Origin of the sequence: Paenibacillus sp. LS1 (assembly GCF_026013365.1) — a bacterium.
GTDB lineage: Bacteria > Bacillota > Bacilli > Paenibacillales > Paenibacillaceae > Paenibacillus.
Genome location: NZ_JAPDOE010000018.1, coordinates 1 through 21,003, shown reverse-complemented (window position 1 = coordinate 21,003; position 21,003 = coordinate 1). Strand labels below are relative to the sequence as shown.

At 45.9% G+C, this 21,003-nt stretch carries 23 protein-coding genes and 1 riboswitch; of the genes, 2 read left to right on the top strand and 21 right to left on the bottom strand.

All coding sequences use genetic code 11. The features are described 5' to 3' along the window. Nucleotides 1-128: 128 nt before the first annotated feature. The 8 genes from OM416_RS29820 to OM416_RS29785 all read right to left on the bottom strand — a co-directional run bounded on the left by OM416_RS29820 (nucleotide 129) and on the right by OM416_RS29785 (nucleotide 7,888). Entirely contained in the window at nucleotides 129-305 is a 177-nt protein-coding gene (locus OM416_RS29820) for a small, acid-soluble spore protein, alpha/beta type (RefSeq protein WP_017691375.1), read from the bottom strand. Between the two features lie 251 nt (nucleotides 306-556). Next, nucleotides 557-832: a biofilm formation stimulator Veg gene (gene veg / locus OM416_RS29815; RefSeq protein WP_053778931.1), complete on the bottom strand. Its 276-nt coding sequence runs from the start codon at nucleotides 830-832 to the stop codon at nucleotides 557-559. Between the two features lie 153 nt (nucleotides 833-985). Next, on the bottom strand, nucleotides 986-1,882 hold the full coding sequence (gene yabG / locus OM416_RS29810; protein WP_264935580.1) for a sporulation peptidase YabG: 897 nt from the start codon (nucleotides 1,880-1,882) through the stop codon (nucleotides 986-988). 59 nt (nucleotides 1,883-1,941) lie between these two features. After that, the gene (gene rsmA, locus OM416_RS29805) at nucleotides 1,942-2,844 is read right to left on the bottom strand and encodes a 16S rRNA (adenine(1518)-N(6)/adenine(1519)-N(6))-dimethyltransferase RsmA (protein ID WP_272907837.1); all 903 of its coding nucleotides are present in this window, start codon (nucleotides 2,842-2,844) and stop codon (nucleotides 1,942-1,944) included. Between the two features lie 4 nt (nucleotides 2,845-2,848). Beyond that, on the bottom strand, nucleotides 2,849-3,394 hold the full coding sequence (gene rnmV / locus OM416_RS29800; RefSeq protein WP_264935579.1) for a ribonuclease M5: 546 nt from the start codon (nucleotides 3,392-3,394) through the stop codon (nucleotides 2,849-2,851). Nucleotides 3,395-3,549: 155 nt separating this feature from the next. Next, a complete protein-coding gene (locus tag OM416_RS29795; RefSeq protein ID WP_264935578.1) occupies nucleotides 3,550-4,740 on the bottom strand; it encodes a 3D domain-containing protein in 1,191 nt (396 codons plus the stop codon). 271 nt (nucleotides 4,741-5,011) lie between these two features. Further along, nucleotides 5,012-5,265: riboswitch (cyclic di-AMP (ydaO/yuaA leader) on the bottom strand. 241 nt (nucleotides 5,266-5,506) lie between these two features. Next, the gene (locus OM416_RS29790; RefSeq protein WP_175623837.1) at nucleotides 5,507-6,277 is read right to left on the bottom strand and encodes a TatD family hydrolase; all 771 of its coding nucleotides are present in this window, start codon (nucleotides 6,275-6,277) and stop codon (nucleotides 5,507-5,509) included. Nucleotides 6,278-6,610: 333 nt separating this feature from the next. Then, nucleotides 6,611-7,888 carry an HD domain-containing protein gene (locus OM416_RS29785; protein WP_264935577.1) on the bottom strand — a complete coding sequence of 426 codons (1,278 nt, stop codon included), beginning with the start codon at nucleotides 7,886-7,888 and terminating at the stop codon, nucleotides 6,611-6,613. 318 nt (nucleotides 7,889-8,206) lie between these two features. Here OM416_RS29785 and OM416_RS29780 point away from each other — a divergent pair, with 318 nt between their 5' ends. Further along, nucleotides 8,207-8,461 (top strand): AbrB/MazE/SpoVT family DNA-binding domain-containing protein, encoded by a 255-nt coding sequence (locus tag OM416_RS29780; protein WP_024633700.1) that lies wholly within the window; start codon nucleotides 8,207-8,209, stop codon nucleotides 8,459-8,461. 281 nt (nucleotides 8,462-8,742) lie between these two features. On the opposite strand, the gene rsmI is transcribed toward OM416_RS29780, so the two are convergent. The 12 genes from rsmI to OM416_RS29720 form a co-directional block, all read right to left on the bottom strand. Next, on the bottom strand, nucleotides 8,743-9,627 hold the full coding sequence (gene rsmI / locus OM416_RS29775) for a 16S rRNA (cytidine(1402)-2'-O)-methyltransferase (protein WP_264935576.1): 885 nt from the start codon (nucleotides 9,625-9,627) through the stop codon (nucleotides 8,743-8,745). After that, complete coding sequence (locus OM416_RS29770) at nucleotides 9,628-10,407, bottom strand: tRNA1(Val) (adenine(37)-N6)-methyltransferase (protein WP_264935575.1); 780 nt, start codon at nucleotides 10,405-10,407, stop codon at nucleotides 9,628-9,630. A gap of 95 nt (nucleotides 10,408-10,502) precedes the next feature. Beyond that, entirely contained in the window at nucleotides 10,503-10,871 is a 369-nt protein-coding gene (gene yabA, locus OM416_RS29765; RefSeq protein ID WP_017691386.1) for a DNA replication initiation control protein YabA, read from the bottom strand. Between the two features lie 28 nt (nucleotides 10,872-10,899). Then, complete coding sequence (locus OM416_RS29760) at nucleotides 10,900-11,700, bottom strand: stage 0 sporulation family protein (RefSeq protein ID WP_053778939.1); 801 nt, start codon at nucleotides 11,698-11,700, stop codon at nucleotides 10,900-10,902. Between the two features lie 118 nt (nucleotides 11,701-11,818). Continuing rightward, nucleotides 11,819-12,790, bottom strand: coding sequence for a DNA polymerase III subunit delta' (holB, locus tag OM416_RS29755; RefSeq protein WP_062838101.1), 972 nt, complete (start codon nucleotides 12,788-12,790; stop codon nucleotides 11,819-11,821). A 9-nt stretch (nucleotides 12,791-12,799) separates the two neighbouring features. Continuing rightward, on the bottom strand, nucleotides 12,800-13,243 hold the full coding sequence (locus OM416_RS29750) for a YaaR family protein (RefSeq protein WP_017691389.1): 444 nt from the start codon (nucleotides 13,241-13,243) through the stop codon (nucleotides 12,800-12,802). A gap of 348 nt (nucleotides 13,244-13,591) precedes the next feature. Beyond that, nucleotides 13,592-13,921: a cyclic-di-AMP receptor gene (locus OM416_RS29745; RefSeq protein ID WP_017691391.1), complete on the bottom strand. Its 330-nt coding sequence runs from the start codon at nucleotides 13,919-13,921 to the stop codon at nucleotides 13,592-13,594. Between the two features lie 61 nt (nucleotides 13,922-13,982). Then, on the bottom strand, nucleotides 13,983-14,630 hold the full coding sequence (gene tmk / locus OM416_RS29740; RefSeq protein ID WP_264935573.1) for a dTMP kinase: 648 nt from the start codon (nucleotides 14,628-14,630) through the stop codon (nucleotides 13,983-13,985). 217 nt (nucleotides 14,631-14,847) lie between these two features. Continuing rightward, nucleotides 14,848-15,540: an LrgB family protein gene (locus tag OM416_RS29735; RefSeq protein WP_264935572.1), complete on the bottom strand. Its 693-nt coding sequence runs from the start codon at nucleotides 15,538-15,540 to the stop codon at nucleotides 14,848-14,850. Further along, nucleotides 15,510-15,938 carry a CidA/LrgA family protein gene (locus OM416_RS29730; protein WP_264935571.1) on the bottom strand — a complete coding sequence of 143 codons (429 nt, stop codon included), beginning with the start codon at nucleotides 15,936-15,938 and terminating at the stop codon, nucleotides 15,510-15,512. The genes OM416_RS29735 and OM416_RS29730 overlap by 31 nt, the downstream gene beginning before the upstream one ends. Before the next feature lie 529 nt (nucleotides 15,939-16,467). Beyond that, a complete protein-coding gene (locus tag OM416_RS29725; RefSeq protein ID WP_264935569.1) occupies nucleotides 16,468-18,294 on the bottom strand; it encodes an aminotransferase class I/II-fold pyridoxal phosphate-dependent enzyme in 1,827 nt (608 codons plus the stop codon). 256 nt (nucleotides 18,295-18,550) lie between these two features. Continuing rightward, a complete protein-coding gene (locus OM416_RS29720) occupies nucleotides 18,551-18,736 on the bottom strand; it encodes a sigma factor G inhibitor Gin (RefSeq protein WP_062838106.1) in 186 nt (61 codons plus the stop codon). Nucleotides 18,737-19,230: 494 nt separating this feature from the next. On the opposite strand from OM416_RS29720, the gene OM416_RS29715 reads away from it, so the two are divergent. Continuing rightward, a complete protein-coding gene (locus OM416_RS29715) occupies nucleotides 19,231-19,755 on the top strand; it encodes a hypothetical protein (RefSeq protein WP_264935566.1) in 525 nt (174 codons plus the stop codon). 618 nt (nucleotides 19,756-20,373) lie between these two features. Here OM416_RS29715 and OM416_RS29710 read toward each other — a convergent pair. Further along, on the bottom strand, nucleotides 20,374-20,814 hold the full coding sequence (locus tag OM416_RS29710; protein ID WP_264935564.1) for a hypothetical protein: 441 nt from the start codon (nucleotides 20,812-20,814) through the stop codon (nucleotides 20,374-20,376). Between the last annotated feature and the right edge of the window lie 189 nt (nucleotides 20,815-21,003).

Below are 21,003 nucleotides of genomic sequence, written 5' to 3'. Positions count from 1 at the left end.
TTTCCCTAAGACAACTTAACATATTATATCAAAATGGGGCTGTCAAGTCATTTGTATTCCGCATCTAAGGGGAAAAAGCGGGGTTATTCCTGACGGATTTCCCCGCTTTTCAGTCTGCTTGAAACGGATTAAGATTTGCGCGCAGCCTGTTCAGCAAGTTGAATTGCACGTTTTACCATGTTTCCTGCATCCTTGGCTTTAATTCCGCCCCAGCCTTCCTGTTGCACCGTATCATAGAAACCCAGGTCTTTCGCCAGCTCATTCTTCAGATCCTCTGACATGACACTTCTTCTTCTCCGACTCATGAACCATCCTCCTCCAAAGTATCCTTCATGATGTGATGAGTTCGTTCACGTTTTGGACATTTTGCCACCAGGCCAAGTTCAGCTCCTGCATTTGCTTAGAAACTGTTCCTTCACCTGTCCAAATAGTATGCCGCGACCATTCCTCGCTCATTCCTGCGTATGTATGGTTTACCTTTGGAGATGGGCTGGTGGTTTAGTAAAAAACAAAAAAGCGATCCGCCCAGTGGGGCGAATCGCCTGTAAAACGATACTTACGTCTCCATGTAGGAGCTATGCGTCTGGCTGCCCGGGTCAAAGACCATGACTTCCACCGATTCCGTAAGTATATCCGCATAACTATAAGATACTCGCTTGAAGGTTTCTTGCTCTTCATCAAGCTTAACGATAAAAACAGAAGGGTACGTTTCTTCCAATACACCCGTACGCTCAATGGTCTTACGGCGGCCACCATTAGCCCGCAACATAATTTTCTGACCTATATGTGCGTCGAGATTGCGTTTGATATCCAACAGCGTGTTTTTAGCCATTGTCGACGACCACCTCTTTTCTTGTCCATTATACCGGATTTTACAGTCATTGTCAAATCAAAACTAATTATTATATCAGCATCAAAAAGTTGTTGTCAATGAATTTTTTTGAAAACAAAAAAAGCCCCAAATTGGGACTTTAAATGGCCTACATCAGACTGCCGATGGGTTCACTTTTAGCGTAGATAAATCATTTAATCCCGGCAGACCTACCCGGTAACTCCCCCGTGTCTCCACACCACCCACACCCTGGCTACCACTGATGGTATTGTGCAGAACATCGTTCATGTTGACGGTATCCCTAACAGATGTGAAGGAGGCCTTGGCTGCCACATAGACTGGATCAAGTGCATGAATGAGAATTCTGCCCGGAGAGCTGGCAAAGTTCGCTCCAGCGCGCAGCAATGCCTCGAAATGAGACTGACAGGCCCCTGCCACAATGGTGAGTGCATCCAGATGACGTTCATATTGTCTGGCCACCTGAATGGCCGCCACAAAATTTTGCGAGTTCTTGTAGCTACCAAGACTATATAAGTCATAAGGCTGGCGTGTCTTAAGTACCCCATCATGACCCGTAATGACCACGATATCGGGACGTACTTTGGGTAATAAACGGTATAAGGTATCTGCCATTGCCGATTCATGGACATATTGTCCCTCTGCGGGAACACGAAGTTGCTCATAGAGATCCATACTTTTTTTCAAATAATTCGGATCTCCATCCAGATGAAGCACCTTGCCAGGCATCTCAAAATAAGCCGGTTCCTGCTGGGCAGACCAATCCTGCACCAGACCTTCACGATTCCGCTCAGCCTGTTCCATGCGATTCTGCTGCAGGCGGGACAGGGTCTGATGTGCTTTAATATGCGCCTGTCTGGTCTTGGCGCTTTGCGGTTCGTAGGGAACCTGTATCAAATCGTCCACCGGGGAATCAGCAATCAGCCGGAACTCAGTCCCTTTAATGACCGCAGCATCCAACTGGAGGCCTTCCACCCGAAAAGTCACATCGCCGCCGTATGACTTCCGAACGACCAAGTCTCCGATATTCATCAACGTAATCACCTCTACCCCATCGTATGGGCAGAGACCCGGTTTGGTTCATTCGAATTTTACAGCGCGGCGCGTACCCCTGCTTCCCACATCACGGTGCTAAGTGTAGCATACTCCTGCAGACTTAACGTCTCTCCGCGTCGGGACGGTTGAATACCTGCCTGCTCCAGCAGAATATCTGCCTGTTCCCGGTTCTCCTTCGTGAAGAAGCGTGCCTTCAGATTGTTCGAGATTGTTTTTCTCCGCTGGGCAAAAGAAGCCTGTACCACTTCGAAGTAATGTGCTTCATCCGGAATTTCCACGGGCGGTTGCTCACGCACCTTCAGCTTAATGACAGCCGACTCCACGTTAGGTTGCGGAATGAAGACCGTAGGAGGCACAATACACACAAGTTCCGGCATACTGTAGTACTGAACTGCGATGCTCAGACTTCCGTAATCTTTCGATCCTGGTGCAGCAGCCATGCGTTCAGCCACTTCTTTTTGAATCATGACAACGATGCTGTCTACCGGCAGCTTCTCTTCCAGCAGTTTCATCATGATTGGGGTCGTTACATAGTAAGGCAGGTTAGCCACGACACTAACTTTGTCCACGGATGCAAAATCCGTATTAAACAACTCAGCCAGATCAAGCTTCAGCACATCCCCATGATGAACACGTACATTTGAATAAGGCTGCATCACTTCCCCCAGGATTGGGATCAAGCGCTGATCAATCTCTACGGCTGTGACAGGACCGGCTACCCGAGCCAAACGCTCCGTAAGAGCCCCAATACCTGGCCCAATCTCCAACGCGCCCTTGGACTCGTCTAAATCGGCTGCATTAACGATTTTGTTCAGTATATTTTGATCGATCAGAAAGTTCTGACCTAGACTTTTCTTGAATGAAAATCCGTGTCTTTGAATAATCTCTTTGGTTCTCTTGGGCGTTGCAATTTCTATCGTCTCTTCCATGTCCTTCATATGCTCACAATCCTTCACGTTCAATTTGCGCTAATGCTGTAGAGAACTCTTCCCGTGTAATCTGAAATACACTGAGACGTTTGTGGAACTGCTTACCATTACAATATCCAATGCCCAGCAGATTGCCCATCTCCATGCGACGTGCAGCAGCCTGAGGATGCACGATAAGCCCTGCCACGATCAGGTCCTCCCAATCGATCAGACTCGGAGCACCTTCGTATGAAGTATGTACGCGTTCCAGCGCGTGCCGAATCGCCTCCGGTGAGGCATTCTCCACCCCAATGTCCCCTTTGCGCGTCGCATCTGCTTCTGGAATGAAGGCATGCTTGCAGCCAGGGACTTTATTCGCAATAATTTTACGAATGCGTTCGCCGGCATGATCCGGATCTGTCAATACGATGACTCCCCGTCTCTCCTGAGCAAGCGCTATTCGCTTCAGAATGCGTTGGTTGATGGCTGATCCACCCGTTTCTATCGTATCGGCTTCCACGGCCCGACGGATGGCTACCGTATCGTCACGGCCTTCCACCACAATGACTTCTTTTATCATGTTCCATTTCTTCCTTTCTAACGCAAAAAGAAGAGGAATATCCTCTTCTCTGCCAAACGGCGGGGGAGACTGAATTCAGACCCCTCCGCCGCATATTCCGCATGAATCATTCATGCAACTATTTTATAGCATTCCCATTTCAAAGTAAAACGATTTTAGTTCGCTTCTGGCTTCACCGGACCGATCACGTAGACCGTCTTGCCTTTCTTGCGTCCAAAATTCAGGGCATGCTTCACACTGTCATAATATACATCAATTTTGTTGCCTTTAATGGCACCGCCTGTATCTTCCGCCCGACGGAAGCCCAGACCTTCGATATATACCCACCAGCCAATTGGAATGACTTTGGGATCAACCGCGATGGTGCGCCCTTCCGTTACACGAGTACCAGAAGCTGTTTTAGTGCCAATGCCAGGCTCTTCGGAAGAGTAGGCAGTCATGGATACATTCTTAAGTACTTTGGAGTATTTAAAAGAAGTCCCGGATACGGTAATCACTTTGCTGCCCGAGGCAGAGGTTTTCTTCGAGTTCGTTGTTGTTGCCTGTTTCGTTGTTGAAGTTGAAGTCTGAGCCGATACGGTTTGAATCTCAGGCTCTTTTACGACCGGTTTTGCTTTGGTACCGACAGCAATCACTTTATCTACACGATTATTCGCGACAGATTTGCCGACCATTTTTTTGGAGACCAATTCTCCATCCTGAAATACCTTTTCGATATGCTGTACGAGTGTGCCTTCTTTGCCGCTTACAACGACACGGTTATCCCCTTTGTACAAGCTAGGGTCAGCCGTTTTGATCACTTTATAAGCGATCGGTTGTTCTACATCCACTGTACGCTTTGTTACCCGCACTACACGGATTTTCATATCCGCTTTGACTGTAGTTCCAAGCGCCGGATACACTTTGTCATTACTTGCAACTTGAATACCTGATTTTTGAATTGCCTCTTGTACCGATGAATCGGTTGTATACAGAGTCTTGGTGTCTCCGTCTGCCGTAATGTTAACTGGAACGGCCCGCTCAATAACGATTCGGTCTCCATCTGTAATCGCCCCGTTCATGGACATGGATACCTTATCGTGAGGGCTGACTGTGATTGACTGCTCCTCCAGCATTTCCTGAAGCATTCCTGTACGAGTCTCTACCACCTGAGCTTTGCCATCAATAACCAGTGAAATTTGTTTCCCGGCCTGACCGTAAACGACTAACAAGATCATGATTGTAAGCGCAATTGAGAAAATCGCGATCAATGCCATTTGACGCATGTTCTCATGCTTCCACCGCAACGCGAAAGACTTACTGGATGATCGTGACTCATGGGTCTCTTCTGGTTGGAATGTGCCCACTTCTCCGTCCTCCTTCATAGCCTCGTCGTCTAAAGTAATGCATGATGTCTTTGACGTGACTATACCAAATTTTCTACAGAACACAGATCGGACCAAATGACCGGTTCTGCACCATGAATCAATCTTCGCAACATGATGTCATCCTCCTGAATACCTACCGTATGATGACAACATTTCTTTTATTCAAAAACAAAAAAGCCAAAGAAAGAGTGTAAGAGGAACTCTTTCGTGGCTTCCGAATGATTTTGAATATCGGAAATTCATGCACGAGGTTGCCTCTCTTTTTCCGCTTGCGAGGTTAGCTGTCGGGTTCGGGCGAAAGAGAGCCGCCCTATCTTGGGTCACCCGCTCATGGCGGACGCCCTTGAATTCACCCCGAGACCCAAAGAAGAAATCAAATACGGCTTCGCAGATCTTTTCGCTGCTTTTGGGTCAGCGAACGATGCGCATCGGCCAAATACACCGATGTTTAAGCCCTATTGGTTCCCCCGCTCTCCGTTAACGGAGACTCAGCGAGACTGATTCATGAAAGTAATGTTGTTTCCTCGGAAAGTGTCCCTTTGTTCATCCCCCGAACATCTGTCCAATTTTCCGCACAACAATTCACTGAAAAGATGATATCCTGTTTTGATGCATGTTGTAAAGCATTGATCAAGTACGTTTTTCTGAATATTTGGTTAAAATATTGTAATATTCTTGATTTATTTGGATCAAAGAGCAAATTAACTCCGCTTAACTCTCTATTTCACCTGATTTACTCGTTTTTTTAACGAATGCCAAATCGTTCCATGGCATTTTTGGTTGTTATTGCAGCAATTTCCTCTACCGAAATGCCTTTAATTTCCGCAGCTGCCTCTGCAACCAGACGTACATGCGCTGTCTCATTTCGTTTTCCACGGTACGGATGAGGTGTCAGATATGGCGCATCTGTTTCAATGAAAAACCGGTCCATAGGAACCTTCTCCAGGACCTCTTTTGGCTGCTTGGCATTTTTGAATGTGATTGGACCACCGAAGGACAGATGGAAGCCCATATCGAGACAACTTTTTGCTGTTTCCCAGCTGCCAGAGAATGAGTGCATCACACCACCAACCTCGCCCGCCTTCTCTTCACGCAAAATTCTTATAATATCTTCGTGCGCATCCCGATTGTGGATGACAATCGGCATATTCACTTCACGCGCCAAAGCAATTTGTTGTCGTAATACGCGATGTTGCACTTCCTTCGGTGAAGTATCCCAGTGATAATCCAATCCAATCTCACCGATCGCAACCACTTTTTCATGCTTGCATAATGATGCAATCCACTCCAGATCGCCCTCCTGCATCGTGATCGCGTCTACCGGATGCCACCCTACTGCTGCATATATAAAGTCATATGTTTCGGCCAGTTTCATTGTGGTTGGAATCGTCTCTCGGTTAAAACCAATGTTGATCATGCGACCAACCCCCGCGTCCACGGCACGTTGAATCATGTCCTCGCGGTCCTCGTCGAATTGTGGTGCATCCAGATGTGTGTGTGTGTCGAACAGCATCATGTTTGTATCTCCCTTCATGTCGAACTAACGACTATCTTCTTTTGGTAATTTAATTTATAAAATCCAATATTTAAATCATTCATAAAGAAAATTTTATAAAAATACTTGGATTTCCATTCTTACACTCTTTTCTTCACAAACTACAATATATAGAATATACACGGATATTTAGATCTATATATTGCTACTTATGATGACTGCATCTATTATCTTTTACAAAATTATGTCGATCTACATATACTCCCCATTAAAGCAGATTACTGTATCATGAAAAATAGCTCTTTTAGAAAGTCTTTTGAACTCGAAATTCTTCACCAAGTGTTACCTTCATCATTACAAGAAATAGGGGCGTATATGGGACGGTAATTCGTGAATAATCGCATCCACCTTGTTTTGCGGGTAATACAAATGATGTTTTCCCCGATGCATCCCACTGATGGAACGGACAATGTCGGATACTTCTGACAACTCATGTAACTTGTCCTGTCGATCGAGCAGAAGAATCTGCTTATCCGTGGATTCATCCGGACGAAACACATCATACGGATTATCCGATGGAAAATCAATTTCAAGATCATATTCGGGATTGAGACCAGCCTGAACAAATGCTTCCCGAATCTCTTCCATCATTGTCAAGTCGGTCTGTTCAAGCTCTACATACTTATATAACTTGCGATCCATAAAACGTTCGCATAACTCACTCAGAACAGCATCGTCCTCCTTGCGCCACTGCGTAAATGCCGTCTGTATTAAAGCTTCATCCAACTGCAGATATTCCTCTACCGATAGTTCTCCTTCAAATAATTGAGGTAGTGGATCGATCATGAAGCGGAATTGAAAACCATCCTGTATAAGTGTTTTCGCTCGCTTGAATATTTGCCGCAATATAATTTCGGAACTGCGGGTTACCGGATGGAAGTAAATCTGCCAATACATCTGATATCGAGACATTAAGTAATCCTCCACAGCATGCATACCTGAATCTTTGACTACAATTCGTCCATGATAAGGGCGCAGCATACGAAGGATACGATCAAGGTCGATTGTTCCGTAATTTACTCCTGTAAAATAAGCATCCCTGAGCAAATAATCCATTCGGTCCGCATCAAGAGGGCTGGTCACCAGATTGACCACAATCGGCTGCTCATACGTTTTTTGAATCACAGAAGCCACTTTCTCAGGAAAATCAGGAGCATACCGTCTTAAGATCGCCCCTACTTCGGTATCACCTGTAATGATGCGACAAGTCCAATCTTCGTGATTCATGTCAAAAGCTTCTTCTATGGAGTGAGAGAATGGCCCATGCCCAAGATCATGAAGTAAAGCTGCGCACAGAGCTACAATCTTTTCTTCCTTCGGCCAATCCGAATAATGACTTCTTTCAAATTGAGAGATGATCTTGCGCGTAATCTCATAAACACCCAGTGAGTGTGAGAATCGACTATGCTCTGCTCCATGAAAGGTAAGATAAGAAGTCCCCAACTGCCGAATCCGGCGTAAACGCTGAAATTCGGGGGTGTTGATTAACTCCCATATAACTGGATCTTGCACGTGAATGTAATTATGTACCGGATCTTTAAACACTTTCTCTTCCGTTAAACGTTGTTCCATGTCGACTCACTCCTTTAATTTCTCTTTATATTAACGCTTTGATCTCTACAATTCATCAAAGATTCGACACAACATGACGAACTTTGTCGAATAACGTAGTTTTGTCGTTTTCCAAATCGACAAAGCTGACATTGATGTTTAAATACGAAAAACAGCTTTCAATCCCTTACCACCAGTAACCTTGTGAAAAACAGCCTTAATTTTAAGCTAATTTTAAGGTTGACTGTTTTGGGAATCGTTGGTATGATGAGTATCATAAAACATAAAATAATGTCGAATAATGACAATGATAGTTAGCTGAGAGGAGCACTGATTATAATGATGAAATCAACAGGTATTGTAAGAAAAGTGGACGAACTGGGACGGGTAGTTATTCCAATTGAATTGCGCCGTACGCTCGGTATTGGTGAAAAAGATGCTCTGGAAATCTATGTTGACGGCGAGCGCATCATGTTGAAAAAATACGAGCCTGCTTGTATCTTCTGTGGTAATGCAGAGAACGTTACTTACTTCAAAGGTAAAATTGTTTGTAACGAATGTATTTCCGAAATCCCTGCACCTGTGACAAAATAAGAAAAACCAGGTATACTGGACTTATCTAAATTGTTATTTCTAACCTTTTTAATATTCCTTAATGGCCTTCCCGGTGTGAACCCCACCGTGGAAGGTATTTTTTTTGCCCTGTTATGGGTTGCATTACCCAAAATGGGGCTGTCACACGCGAGCCGAGAGAGAGCGGTGAATTTTATTTGGATCTTTTGAACCGCTCTGCTTTCTTAAGATTCCACTAAGGTTGGGAATAAGGTTCTTTTCAGGTTATGTTCCCCATGACAGAAGATATTCGGTTAAATCAGCTACTCGATTAACGCATTATATACATCCCGCTTCGTCAGACCACGATCGGTTGCCGTTTTTTTCATCGCATCTTTGCGGTTATGTCCTTCACCCTCATAATGACTGACATGATCCGCAAGCGACATGAGCTGCCACCATGCTTCGCGCTCAGCCTTACGCTCCTCTTCCCTAATGCCTTCTACCAGCAAACAGTACTCACCAAGAGGTGGATGCTCTTCAAGCCAGTCTATGCATTCCTTTACACTGCCCCTTGCGAATTCCTCATGACGCTTGGTTAGTTCACGAGCCAGGACAATCGAGCGATCACCCAGAATTTCTTCGAGATGGACTAATGTTTTTCGAATACGGTGAGGTGATTCATAAAATAACAAAGTCCCGTTGGATTCGTCAAAAGCCTCCAGCACTTTTCGCATGTCCTTTTTCTCCCGCGGCAAAAAACCGCCGAATGTAAAACGCTCCGTCGGTAATCCGGACACGATCAGAGCAGACAACGCAGCATTGGGTCCAGGGATGGGAATGACCGTTACTCCGGCTTCCAGCGCAAGCTGTACAAGGTCGGAACCAGGGTCTGAAATGGCTGGCAGACCGGCATCACTGACGAGTGCCAGATTTTTTCCTTCTATTATATAGCGTATCAGTTCAGGGCCACTTGCTCCCTTATTATGCTCGTGATAACTAAACAACATCGACGGTGTAATTTCAAAATGGGTAAGCAGCTTTCGGGTCTGGCGTGTATCCTCTGCTGCGATGATGTCACAGCTCTGCAAAGTCTTGATGGCCCGGAAGGTCATGTCCTCCAGATTACCAATGGGTGTTCCAACCAGATACAGCTTGCCCGAGCCTTCAGGCTGGTCTACATAGCTTTTCTGAATATGCAAAGTCATCTAAAGTCCTCCCTTCGTTGTGCGCTCAGCATGTTGCTGACCATAGTAAATATCCATAATCTCTTCGCAGTATTTCCCCTCTTCATTGTAGACAATGAGTGGAGGAAGCATCCTTACTTCGGGTTTACCATCTTTCATGCCTTCAATTAATACCATGTTGGCTTCCAGATGAGCACGGGGATGTACCATCCGAATCCGTTTGGGCTCCAGCTTATATTCGCGCATGAGCGAGATAATCTCTGCAAGACGCTGTGGACGATGAACCATCGATACTTTGCCGCCATTACGTACAAGTCGACTGCAAGCCTGAATCACTTCTTCCAGGGTACATCCGATCTCATGACGTGCCATAGCCTGATGTGTGTTCATCTTGAGATCACTTCCATTCAGAGGCATGTATGGGGGATTAACCGTTATTGCATCATAGACAGCGTGACCCGTTTCTTTCACCAGTTCTCGCAAATCACCTTCACGAATCATAATCGACTCATCCAGTTCATTTAATTGCACACTGCGACGCGCCATATCAGCCAAACGTGGCTGAATCTCAATTCCTTCCAGACTAGCCTGCGTACGCGTTGTAAGTAGAATGGGAACCACCCCGTTACCCGTACACAAATCAAGCACACGTCCCCGTTTAGGTACGGAAGCAAACCGAGCCAACAATACCGCATCCATCGAAAAACTGAATACTTCATCACTTTGAATGATTCTCAGATCATGAGAGAGCAGATCATCAATCCGCTCTGACTCATGTAACACTACTTCATTTGCTTTCATATGTTACGCTCATCCTCCGGTACTCTATATCTCATGTTCGTTAAGTTTAGGTTTGTAACCTTGAAAAAAAACCGTAGGGGATCCCTACGGTCACTTCATTTATTCAAAAAAGACAGGCAGAACAGACAATCGCCTTCCGTCCGCAGATGTCCATAATAGACGTTGCAGATATGGAAGCCTTCGTGATACAACCGGGCCAGGTTATCATAACCTTCACCCACAACATCTTCACCTGTAGCCGGACCTGCTGGTCTTGCTACAGGAGCGAGTGCTGAGGAGATCGGCAGATCTGCCGGAGCTTCACGCTTGAGCAGCTTGCGTAACTGCTCATTCTCGATGGTAAGCCGCTGATTATCCTCAAGCAGCTCCTTCACAATCATTTTTAACTCTCCTAAATCACCGTGCAACTGACCCAATTGGGTTTCCATTTCATGAATGTGCGTAAACAGATTTTTCTTTTCCAAGTTTCCACCCCGAAGCAACCTTTATGGTTTACTTGATAACGACGTCATCCAGCGGAAGTTCTTTGACTTTACTGATGTCGAACAGTTGAACATGGACTGTGCGGCTACCGGCATTAATTCCGACAACTTTTCCTTCACCCAATGAGGTGACGACCAATTTGCCTACAGCCGGAAGTTCTTCTCTCACACTTTCATAGTTATCATGCTCAAATTTCAGACAGCACATGAGTCTTCCGCACAACCCTGAAATTTTCGTCGGATTCAGTGACAGGCTCTGATCTTTAGCCATCTTGATTGATACCGGCTCAAAGTCTCCCAGCCAGGAAGAACAACACAACACACGGCCGCAAGGTCCGATTCCGCCAAGCATCTTCGCTTCATCACGTACACCAATCTGTCTCAGCTCGATTCGTGTCCGGAAAATACTTGCCAGATCCTTGACCAGCTCCCGGAAATCAACTCTTCCTTCAGCTGTAAAATAAAATATAATTTTATTGCGATCAAACGTAAATTCCACATCAACCAGCTTCATTTTGAGGCCATGGTCTTTGATTTTATTTAAACAAGTACCGAATGCTTCTTTGGCTGCACGCTTGTTCTCATCAACCACACGGGCATCTGTCTCGCCCGCAACGCGGATGACTTTCTTCAGCGGCAACACCACATCGGACTCGCCCACTTCCTTCTTACCTACGACAACCTTACCGTACTCAACCCCCCGCGCTGTCTCCACGATAACGCAGTTTTCTTTCTCAATGGGAAGGTCCAGGGGATCGAAGTAATAAATTTTGCCCGCTTTTTTGAAACGGACACCCACTACACTGTACAAAAAATTAACCCCCTTGTAAGCCAACCCCACTTCGTCTGAAGCCCTGTCTTCTTAGGGAACCCGGCCGAAGTTATAACCGTTTGCATATGATTGGAGCTAACGCTGCCTTCTCCCAGTCTTATGCCAAACCGATCAAAAATTGCTCCAGACAAAGCTGGCCATTGACGTTGAAACGCAATTTTTTTCTGCATGCCGCGGCCATATCCATATAGGAGACCCACTGCTCTGTGCTGCGGGTATGTGCCAACTGAGATAGCATGTCTAACTGATCTATAAAAACGATATGTTCATGCCTATCGTACTGAACATACAGCATGTCCCTAAACCATAGATGGAACAAACTAAGTAACATGTCCAGGTGTTCAGAGAGTCCGGTTTTAAAAAGCTTCTGCTGTGCAGAGATCAATGATGTACTTCCTCTACCCAGGGACTCCTTCCCTAATTGTAACATTACGTTTCTAATTTCTGCAAACCAATTCTGCTGGAGAATTTCTCTACATGCTTCCAATCCTGACGCTAAATGGACGGCAGAGCGAGCCAGATTGGCAGGGTGCCCTTCTTCAATCAGAGATTGTAACATCTCCTCCGGATTCAGTGCACTGAACGGCACCAATTGGGAGCGTGAACGGATCGTAGGCAACATGGCCTGTCCATTATCTGTAATCAGGATGCCGACTGCGGGAACCTGTGGTTCCTCCAGAAACTTCAGCAGACTGTTCGCTGCCTGCACCGTCATTTTCTCGGCTTGTTCTATAATATATACTTTGGGATGGCCTGCCTCAGATCGATATGAAAAGATACGCTGCAGATCCCGGATTTGATCTATTTTAATGTTGTTTCCATCTGGTGCAAGCATGGTTAGATCCGGATGGTTACCATGTTCCACCTTACGACATTCAAGACACTGCCCGCACGCGTCATCTTCAAGCTCTGTACAGAAAATTGCTTTGGCAAAGGTAATTGCCGTCTTCCGTTGCCCGCTTCCGGATGGCCCGCTAAACAAATACGCATGGCTTATGGCCTGACGTCTCAAACTGCTCTGTAACATTTGCTTGGCCGCTTGTTGACCCATAATCTGTTGAAAGGACATACTTCCTCCTCAGAAGCTTAAATTAATAAGCATCCCCCGAATTTCGCCTACTTGTTGTAATAGAGAGATTTTTCCTTCTTCTGTATCCAGCAGTTCATCAGCCATGGATAACAGAGCGGAGTCAATTTCATCAATCAGCTTGTACCGCTTGCCTCTACCACGACGATCCCAACCCCTTGTCTCTTTCATGGATACACCGCGACGAACGGTCTCTTCCAGGAACCTTTTAACAAGTTGCTTATACGCCTTCAGTTCACGAATCGTCATGGAACGTGCCAAGCGATCACCCTGAAGCTGGATTTCACTAAACCGGCGATTCAGTTCAGCTTGTGAGGCTCGTTCACCCTGGTGGTTCATCATATCAGAGAAATTTTTGGATTGAACCGGTTTGGAACCTGAATCAGTAGAACTGATCCCGCTCTGAATCGGTCTGAATCCAGGATTGATTTTCATGGATACGCCCGCTTTCTATCATAGTTAGCTAATCGCCCATCAGCACAGTGCGCGTTGCGCCTGTGCGTGAGGATGAGGCTTTATATATGCTGATGCTGATCACACTCTATATATAATGGTAGATACACATCACCATCAAGGTCTTCTTTGTTTGTAGTCAACCTCTTTCCGAATGAGCATTCCCCAGCCAGGAAATGCTCATTCGGAAAGAGTGTGCCCATTCTTCTGATCAAGAAAGGTGTTCCAGCAGCAGCACGCACGAACTTTGTATAAATCTTCTTGCATCCATCGTTTTCAACATACTATCGATAATGAAAGACCCTCATGGGATCCATGCAAAAGGTTTAATTAGAAATGTTCGAAGCGATCTACTGGGAGAACAAATACAGTCGCTCCACCTACTTGAACTTCAACAGGTAGCGGCAGGTAAGAGTCGGTTGTTCCACTCATCGGTGTGACCGGAGTCACGAGCTGTTCACGAACCTTACAGCTGCTGCGAATGACGTTCATTACGGACTCGACTTGACCATCATCGACACCGATCATAAACGTCGTGTTGCCTGCCTTCAAAAATCCACCCGTACTGGCAAGCTTCGTTGCCCGAAAGTTTGCTTTGACCAATGCGCTGGATAATCGGTTGCTGTCTTTATCCTGTATAATCGCAACAATCAGTTTCATCCTGCATAACCTCCTTTAGAATAAGCACCTTTATCAAATGCCCTGTCTATATATTAGACAATTACTCGTCAAAATCCTTCAAAATCCCTGTCTCCAGCGACAAAATCATTGCTGCCAAGACATCCTCCTGCTTCATGGAAGCATCGATAACCCTGATTCGTTCCGGGAACTGCTCTTTTAATAGGAAGTAACCCTCTCGCACTTTACGATGAAACTCCAGGTTTTCCAGATCCAGACGGTTCACTTCGCGGCCATCATGAGCGTCAATACGGGCAAGCCCCACTTCGGGCTCGATGTCCAGATATAAGGTCACATCCGGCATGAGATCACCAATTGCAAAGCGATTAATGGCCCATACATTCTCTATCCCGAGTCCACGAGCGTATCCTTGATAGACCAGACTGCTATCGACAAATCGGTCACAGATGACTGCTTTTCCAGCTTTCAGTGCAGGCTCTACCTTCTCCGCCAGATGCTGACTACGTGCGGCTGCATACAATAGCGCTTCGGTTCGAGCATCCATTGCCGTATGAAGAGGGTCCAGGATAATGGAACGTATTTTCTCCGCAATCTCAATCCCGCCAGGCTCTCGCGTAACTACGTAAGGTATACCCCGTTCTTCAAAATAAGAACCTACTCTACCGATCATCGTCGTTTTACCGGAACCCTCTCCCCCTTCCAGCGTAATGAATTTACCTCTGCCCTGCATATGCTTCCCTGCTTTCTATGTCGATAATTGCATCTATTGCTGCTGTAATTGAATATGCTTAGACCCTCTTGCTACAAGATATGATATCCCCCGCCCAGAGGTGTATAGCTACAGCTATATCGGTACGTATTAATAACACCAAGATCATACAAGCTTGTTTCTTTCTATAATACTATAGGTCAGCGGTTACTCCAACATGAACAACAAAGTAAAGCGTTCAACCGTATATGATCCATACCCATAATGGAAGCATGATGGATCCGGCAATAGCACTGACAATCATGGATACCGAGCTGAGCGCTACCGCATTCTCTCCATATTCGAAAGACCTTGCCATGCCAAGGGCATGAGATGCTGAACCCAGTCCAATTCCATAGGCATGTTTACTGCGAACCTTGGCCCATTTCAAGAGCATCGGCCCTAGTAATATCCCTGAGAAACCTGCAATCATTACAAACAGCGATGTAAACGAGGCATTGCCTCCAACCTGATCTGCAAGTTGAATAGCCACAGGAGTTGTCACGGATTTTGGTAATAAAGCGATGACCATCTCTTTAGGATACCCAAGCAGAATGGCGATTAAAGCCCCTGTGGCTATACCTGTAATACTGCCTCCGATCGTTCCACCCACAATTGGAATGATATTTTGCTTCAGCACATGCAGATGTCTGGACAAGGGAAAAGCGAGCGATACGACTGCTGGGCCCAAAAGCTCCTGTATCCATTTTCCACCTAGCATGTACGTATCCAGCTTTATACCGGAAAGCACCAAGATCAGAATCAGGATGGCAGTCGTTGTGAGTACAGGCATAAGGATCGGCCATTTCAGCCTTTTATATAGACGAGTGGCTGGAATATATACAGCGATGGTTAGCGCAATCATTCCAATTCCGAGGATGAATGCTGACAAGGGATCGCCTCCTTTTTACCTGCATGAGACGATCTCCATGTCATGAGCCACTCGCTTAATTTGGCAGATATCAGACATGTGATTAATGTGCTAATGATCAAACCCAGAACCAATAACAAGGTGTTCGCTCTAAAAAAATCAAAATGATTAATAATGCCCACAGTAGGCGGGATGAATAATAATTGCAAATGCGACTGAAGCCACGTTGACCCTTCTTCTCCCCAGCTCATTTTGATCCATCCCAGTTGAATGGCGATAAACAATACCAGCATGCCCACAATACTACCTGTTAACGGCAAATGTAATAGAGCTTGAATCAAGTTTCCAATCCAATAAAAACCGTACATCAACAAAACTTGCAGGACTATTCCTGTATATTTTTTTAGCGGAATACCCAAAGTGGCCCCTTCTTTCTTATGTCTATCTTTGTAAGTTGAACCAGAGCGTGTCTTCAAACCTGCCGAAAGCCGGAACGTAACTAAACGTGTCTGGAGCAGAGCATGGAACGGGAGCGCTAACGAACCTGTGACGTCTTATTCAGCGATTTGAAGCGCCCGCAACAATCTAAGGAATCTGTAACACGCTATATTGGAATAACCAGCCGTTTACAGCGTGTTTGTTAGGTGAATCTGGTAAACAACGTGTCTCAGGTTCCTTACAAAATAAAAGGAGGACTCGAAGACTCAATAAGACGTCCTCGGTTCCTTAGAAAATCGTCTGGACAATTCGCCAGGATCAGCAGCCTGGACTTCAAGATGTTGGACACTGACATCCTTCAACGTATTGCATGCCTGAGTTTGAAGACACCATCCTAGCAAGTAGATTAATGACCAAGAGACCCTCACATGTGTAGGGTCGGGTATCGCTATCCGTATTGGTCATATAGACTACCTACGGGTGAATACATTCAGATATTTCATGTTCTCTTCAATCTTTCATGACCTTCAATACCTGTAGAGATGCATCTGATACCCCATGAAACTTTGCACCCTCATCCCGCAGGAGTTGTATACGTGCCACCATCGATGGACTTAGGCGTTCCCCCGGATATACAAGCGGAATCCCTGGAGGGTATGGAACAACCATCTCAGCTGATCGACAGCCCGCACTTTCTTCTATCGGCACATTGATCGCATCCGTCTCCACAATCGGTTGTATTGTAAAGGAGATCGGTTCCGAGAAGCGAGTGTTTTCTTGTAAATTGTTCCACGTGGAAATATAATGTGCAGAACCTTTCGCAAGCTGATGTGACGGCTCTTCATTGGATTGGACCTGCTCATGCCCATTGGCAGAGCCGATGTGGTGTAAAGCCTGCAACAGGTGCTGAGCATCTTGCACCGTTGAGCCCAGGCTGAAGAGCAAGACGACGTACCGTTCGTCGCTCATCTCAGGCACACAGCCGCATGCTTCCAGCTGCTGCTGTAGCCCATAACCGCTCAGCACCCCTGTGCCGTCATAGATGACGGCCTTGAATGGGTCCTGAGCGGTATACCCCGCGGCAGCTGGCATTGCCGCCGCGGTCAGGCCTTCCCGTGTCTGCTGCGCAGCGGACACGGGAAGGCCAGCCGGCTTCGCTGTTCCGGCTGGCGGTTCTTGCTGCAGCGGCTGTGCAGGCTGCAGCAACTGGAAGCGCGGCAGCTCCGCAAGGCCGCGCTTAAAGGCATTCACGGCGGCGAGCCCCGCCGTGAATGTGTTCGCGCCCTGCACATGCAGCAGGCGGCGCGCCAGATCAAGCGAAGCCATCACCGGGTATGATGGGCTTGAGCTTTGCACCATGGCCAGGCGCTGCCTTAACAGGGACCGATTTAACCGTGGTCCCTGAATGTGCAGCATGGCACCCATGGTGAAGGCCGTCAGCATCTTATGTGTCGACTGCACGACACCGTCTGCTCCGCATGACAGTGCAGAGACAGGCAGCTCCGGATGCTGCCCATAATGCGCGCCATGCGCTTCATCCACGAGCAATGGCATGCCAGCGGCGTGGCATACCTCGGCTATGGGCGTCAGATCAGCGCCCATGCCGTAATAATTGGGCAAAGTGACCAATACGCCCTTTGCCTCAGGATAAGACTGGACAGCATCCTGAACCGTCTCCACCGACGGCATGACCGCAAGTCCAGACGCAGGATCAACCCACGGCTCCAGAAATACAGCTCTTGCGCCAGCCAGCATTAACCCGTGAATAACGGATTTGTGCACATTCCTTTGCACCAGTACAATACTGTTTGGCTCATCACACACGGTGAGCAGTAAGGACAGATTACCTGCTGTACTACCTCCCACAAGAAAGAAACTCTCCTCAGCACCAAAACAATCTGCCGCAAGCTCCTGCGCTTCCTGGATCACACCTTCTGGATGATGCAAATCGTCGGTGCCCGTAATCTCCGTAACATCGATCTCCATCATCTCCAGAAATGAACGCACTGGTACCAGTTCTATTTCCGAACAAGCCCCTTCATCGCCAGAACGTTCCCCACTCTCCAGATCAGTCCCATGTTCATCCACCGAACTGAAACGCTCTACCCTATGGTTAGCATTCTTTCCTACATCCCTCTGAGTCTCTCCGTTTTGCTGGTATTCCTCATTAACGATATCCTTAATAGGAGGTTGTCCCGTTTCTGCTTCTTCCACCAACTGTCGGTAAGCTTGTCCATTCTTATGCCCAGGCACATGAAAAGAACGCTGCTTCGAATCACGATACGCAAGCAACGCTTCATATAAAGGGGCTCTACTTGCTTTATTTTTGTGATCCATGAAATAACCATCCTGTACATATATTATGTGCGCCCGATGCGTTCCAAAATGCATCCTAATCTAAGCAACGCCCTTCTTCCCCATCTTCACACACGTTACTGCAAATTTCCTATATCATTATATCAGCATACGCCTTCCTAAGATGGCAGACAAGACAATCTCTCCTCTTAAAAACAGAAAAAGGCCCATTGGGCCTCTATACACATCAGCATCATTGCAATGCGATGCTTAGCTTCTACTTCTATAGCAACATTGATTATGCGTTCTTTTGTACCCAAATCTGTTTCATCTGATTGATAAAATAATTGTACTTGGCATCCTGCGCATCGGTATGAACCATTTCTGCTTCACAAGTGTCACATATGAATTCAGATACAATAAAAATGCCTTCTCTTTTTCTTTGCTCGCAGATAATACATGTGTGTTCGGCATGTTCTTCCATGAACCATCCCACCTTGTTTTACGTTTACTATCAGTATTGCACAGTTTCTATTATTTTAAACATTTTCATAGTGCTTTCTTTCTATAAAATATATATATTCGCCCACCCCCTCGTGGGTGTCTGTACCGAAAAATACATTCATTTTCCTACAAGAACATTCACCTGCTTATGTCTACACCGTTATCCTGCACTCCATCGCACTTCCCTCTAAATCACGTATCCCTTGGTCTGCCTCAAACTTATATTCAATTTCCTTAAAAAAACTTGGATTCTCAGCCGATATATAATACATGATAACGATATCAAAGCCTGACAGTCCGTGCATTCGGGAGTATACTGAGATAAGCTCCGTTGAATCTCAATATCTTGTACAATCGTCATGGCGTGAGATACAAGGTTCATATATACATACATGATTCATTCCCTTTTACACGTGTAAAAAAACGAATACCTACCTCACACAAACGTGAATCCGAAGGAGGATATATAATCGTATGATCGCCGAACCGGAGAATAAGGCAACATTTTATCAATACCGGCTTCTGAAAAAAAAGGCTATCGCCCGCAGTGTCATCTACAGCTATCTGTGTCTGCCGGTCATCATGCTCATATTCAATCTACTCGCATTCTCCTGGACTGGCCTTTTCTTTTTTGTGCTGGCAGGCCCAATTACCATCTGGATTCATTATGTCATCGCAAGAACCATATTACTTCTGGTCCGTACCTCTTATGCCAAACGCTGGCGCTGGAATCTGCGTATGCCCTGGTTAGGCTATATCCCTGATCAGCATTTCAGCTTCCGTATGTTTGTCCGGGTACACCTAAACATGAGCTGGATTGGGCTATGTATCATTACAGTATGTTTGATATGGTCGCCATTGTCCTTCACCCTCTCGCTGATCTTCTGGCATCTGTGGTTGTTGGGCCCTCGCTTATATGTTGTAATGGTCCTCTCCCGCGAGCGCAAAGATGGACTCATCAAATTGAATGAACAAGATGTCTCATACTATCTGCAATAATTGCCCTTCATTCATTCAATAGAACATGTACCTCATTTACCAGTAATACATAATGGCTGAGTTCTTTGGATATTCTGATACAAAACAGGATTGTCGTATCGTTCAGCTGACTCAGCATCACTTGCTCAAATAAAGGTTATCCACTGTGGATAACCTTTATTTGTTGTTCCCTTCTCATCCATTATCCACAGCATGGGTATAGTTAAATGAGTTATCCCCACGCCAGTCTCCATTCTTCTCCTTCTTTTCACCTGTTGCTCCATATCTTACAATCCCATTTATCTCCTAGTTCTTACGCCTTTAAGCGATCTCTGACTCAGTCTCATTCTCTATCCCCCTTTCTCTCGTTAAGCTGTTTCCACCAGTAGCTCGGCAATCCCCCATAGCTCAAGCACACATACCGTCTATCCGTGTACGAGAAGGTCTACTCCATTCGCTCTATTCCCTTTGTACCTCTTATACCCTCTACTGTGCTTTACGCGAGCGAGCGTTTCTCCTATCACTACTAAAGCCTACTTCGCAAAATAACAAAAAAGCCCCCGATCAATTACACGGGAGCTTTACTATATAAGGAACATCACAGCGTTAATTATTCATATTCAGCCTTACCGCAACAGCTCAATCATCTTCAGCCAATGATTTAACTGTCGTTTGAGTAGCATCATTTCTAGGAACCATTAGTGTAAAGGAACCATCATGTACTGCTAAATGCACAGTATGTCCTTCCTTTGCAAATACACGCAAGGTACTGGATTCATTGGATGTACCCTTGGCTTGCCTCTCTGTCCAACCCCAGCTTTTAATCTCGTCTAGATATACCTCAGGCAAGCTAGTACTTTCACTAATACCAGACAGCGTATATCGTACATAATCCATATCCGAATTGTTTTCGGACTGGTCAGATTTATTCGCTACTTTAGGTACCGGAAAACTCTTCTCGTTAACCGCACCTTCATATGAAGTCCATACAGCTCCTGAAGCTTCACCGCATCCTGCCATAACAACAGCCAGACAAAGCAACAGAAATGATTGTAGTCCAAGTCTCCGCCAACTTAACACACACACCCTCCTTTTCACAGCTGCACATTCCAGCTCTGTGGTCAGGTACTTTTAGCATATTTAACATAGTCCTATTATACTGGTTTTGCCGCTGTTATCCGTAACAAAAATGTTACCTTCCAATAACGATCATGTTAGAGCTTCTGCTCATTATATTTAATCCTTATAAACAAATAAAAACCACCACCA

Excerpts from the sequence above, each read along its gene's own strand:
- veg (WP_053778931.1), bottom strand. The coding sequence starts at position 832 with ATGGCTAAAAACACGCTGTTGGATATCAAACGCAATCTCGACGCACAT.
- OM416_RS29720 (WP_062838106.1), bottom strand. The coding sequence starts at position 18,736 with ATGGAAGAACATGCCGAACACACATGTATTATCTGCGAGCAAAGAAAA.
- OM416_RS29750 (WP_017691389.1), bottom strand. The coding sequence starts at position 13,243 with ATGAAAATCAATCCTGGATTCAGACCGATTCAGAGCGGGATCAGTTCT.
- rsmI (WP_264935576.1), bottom strand. The coding sequence starts at position 9,627 with ATGACTTTGCATATTCAGAAAAGCTATGTAGACCAGCCTGAAGGCTCG.
- OM416_RS29780 (WP_024633700.1), top strand. The coding sequence starts at position 8,207 with ATGATGAAATCAACAGGTATTGTAAGAAAAGTGGACGAACTGGGACGG.
- OM416_RS29725 (WP_264935569.1), bottom strand. The coding sequence starts at position 18,294 with ATGGATCACAAAAATAAAGCAAGTAGAGCCCCTTTATATGAAGCGTTG.
- OM416_RS29790 (WP_175623837.1), bottom strand. The coding sequence starts at position 6,277 with ATGATGCTGTTCGACACACACACACATCTGGATGCACCACAATTCGAC.
- OM416_RS29770 (WP_264935575.1), bottom strand. The coding sequence starts at position 10,407 with ATGAAAGCAAATGAAGTAGTGTTACATGAGTCAGAGCGGATTGATGAT.
- OM416_RS29785 (WP_264935577.1), bottom strand. The coding sequence starts at position 7,888 with ATGGAACAACGTTTAACGGAAGAGAAAGTGTTTAAAGATCCGGTACAT.
- OM416_RS29820 (WP_017691375.1), bottom strand. The coding sequence starts at position 305 with ATGAGTCGGAGAAGAAGAAGTGTCATGTCAGAGGATCTGAAGAATGAG.
- OM416_RS29745 (WP_017691391.1), bottom strand. The coding sequence starts at position 13,921 with ATGAAACTGATTGTTGCGATTATACAGGATAAAGACAGCAACCGATTA.
- holB (WP_062838101.1), bottom strand. The coding sequence starts at position 12,790 with ATGTCCTTTCAACAGATTATGGGTCAACAAGCGGCCAAGCAAATGTTA.
- tmk (WP_264935573.1), bottom strand. The coding sequence starts at position 14,630 with ATGCAGGGCAGAGGTAAATTCATTACGCTGGAAGGGGGAGAGGGTTCC.
- rsmA (WP_272907837.1), bottom strand. The coding sequence starts at position 2,844 with ATGAAGGACATGGAAGAGACGATAGAAATTGCAACGCCCAAGAGAACC.
- rnmV (WP_264935579.1), bottom strand. The coding sequence starts at position 3,394 with ATGATAAAAGAAGTCATTGTGGTGGAAGGCCGTGACGATACGGTAGCC.
- yabG (WP_264935580.1), bottom strand. The coding sequence starts at position 1,882 with ATGAATATCGGAGACTTGGTCGTTCGGAAGTCATACGGCGGCGATGTG.
- OM416_RS29715 (WP_264935566.1), top strand. The coding sequence starts at position 19,231 with ATGATCGCCGAACCGGAGAATAAGGCAACATTTTATCAATACCGGCTT.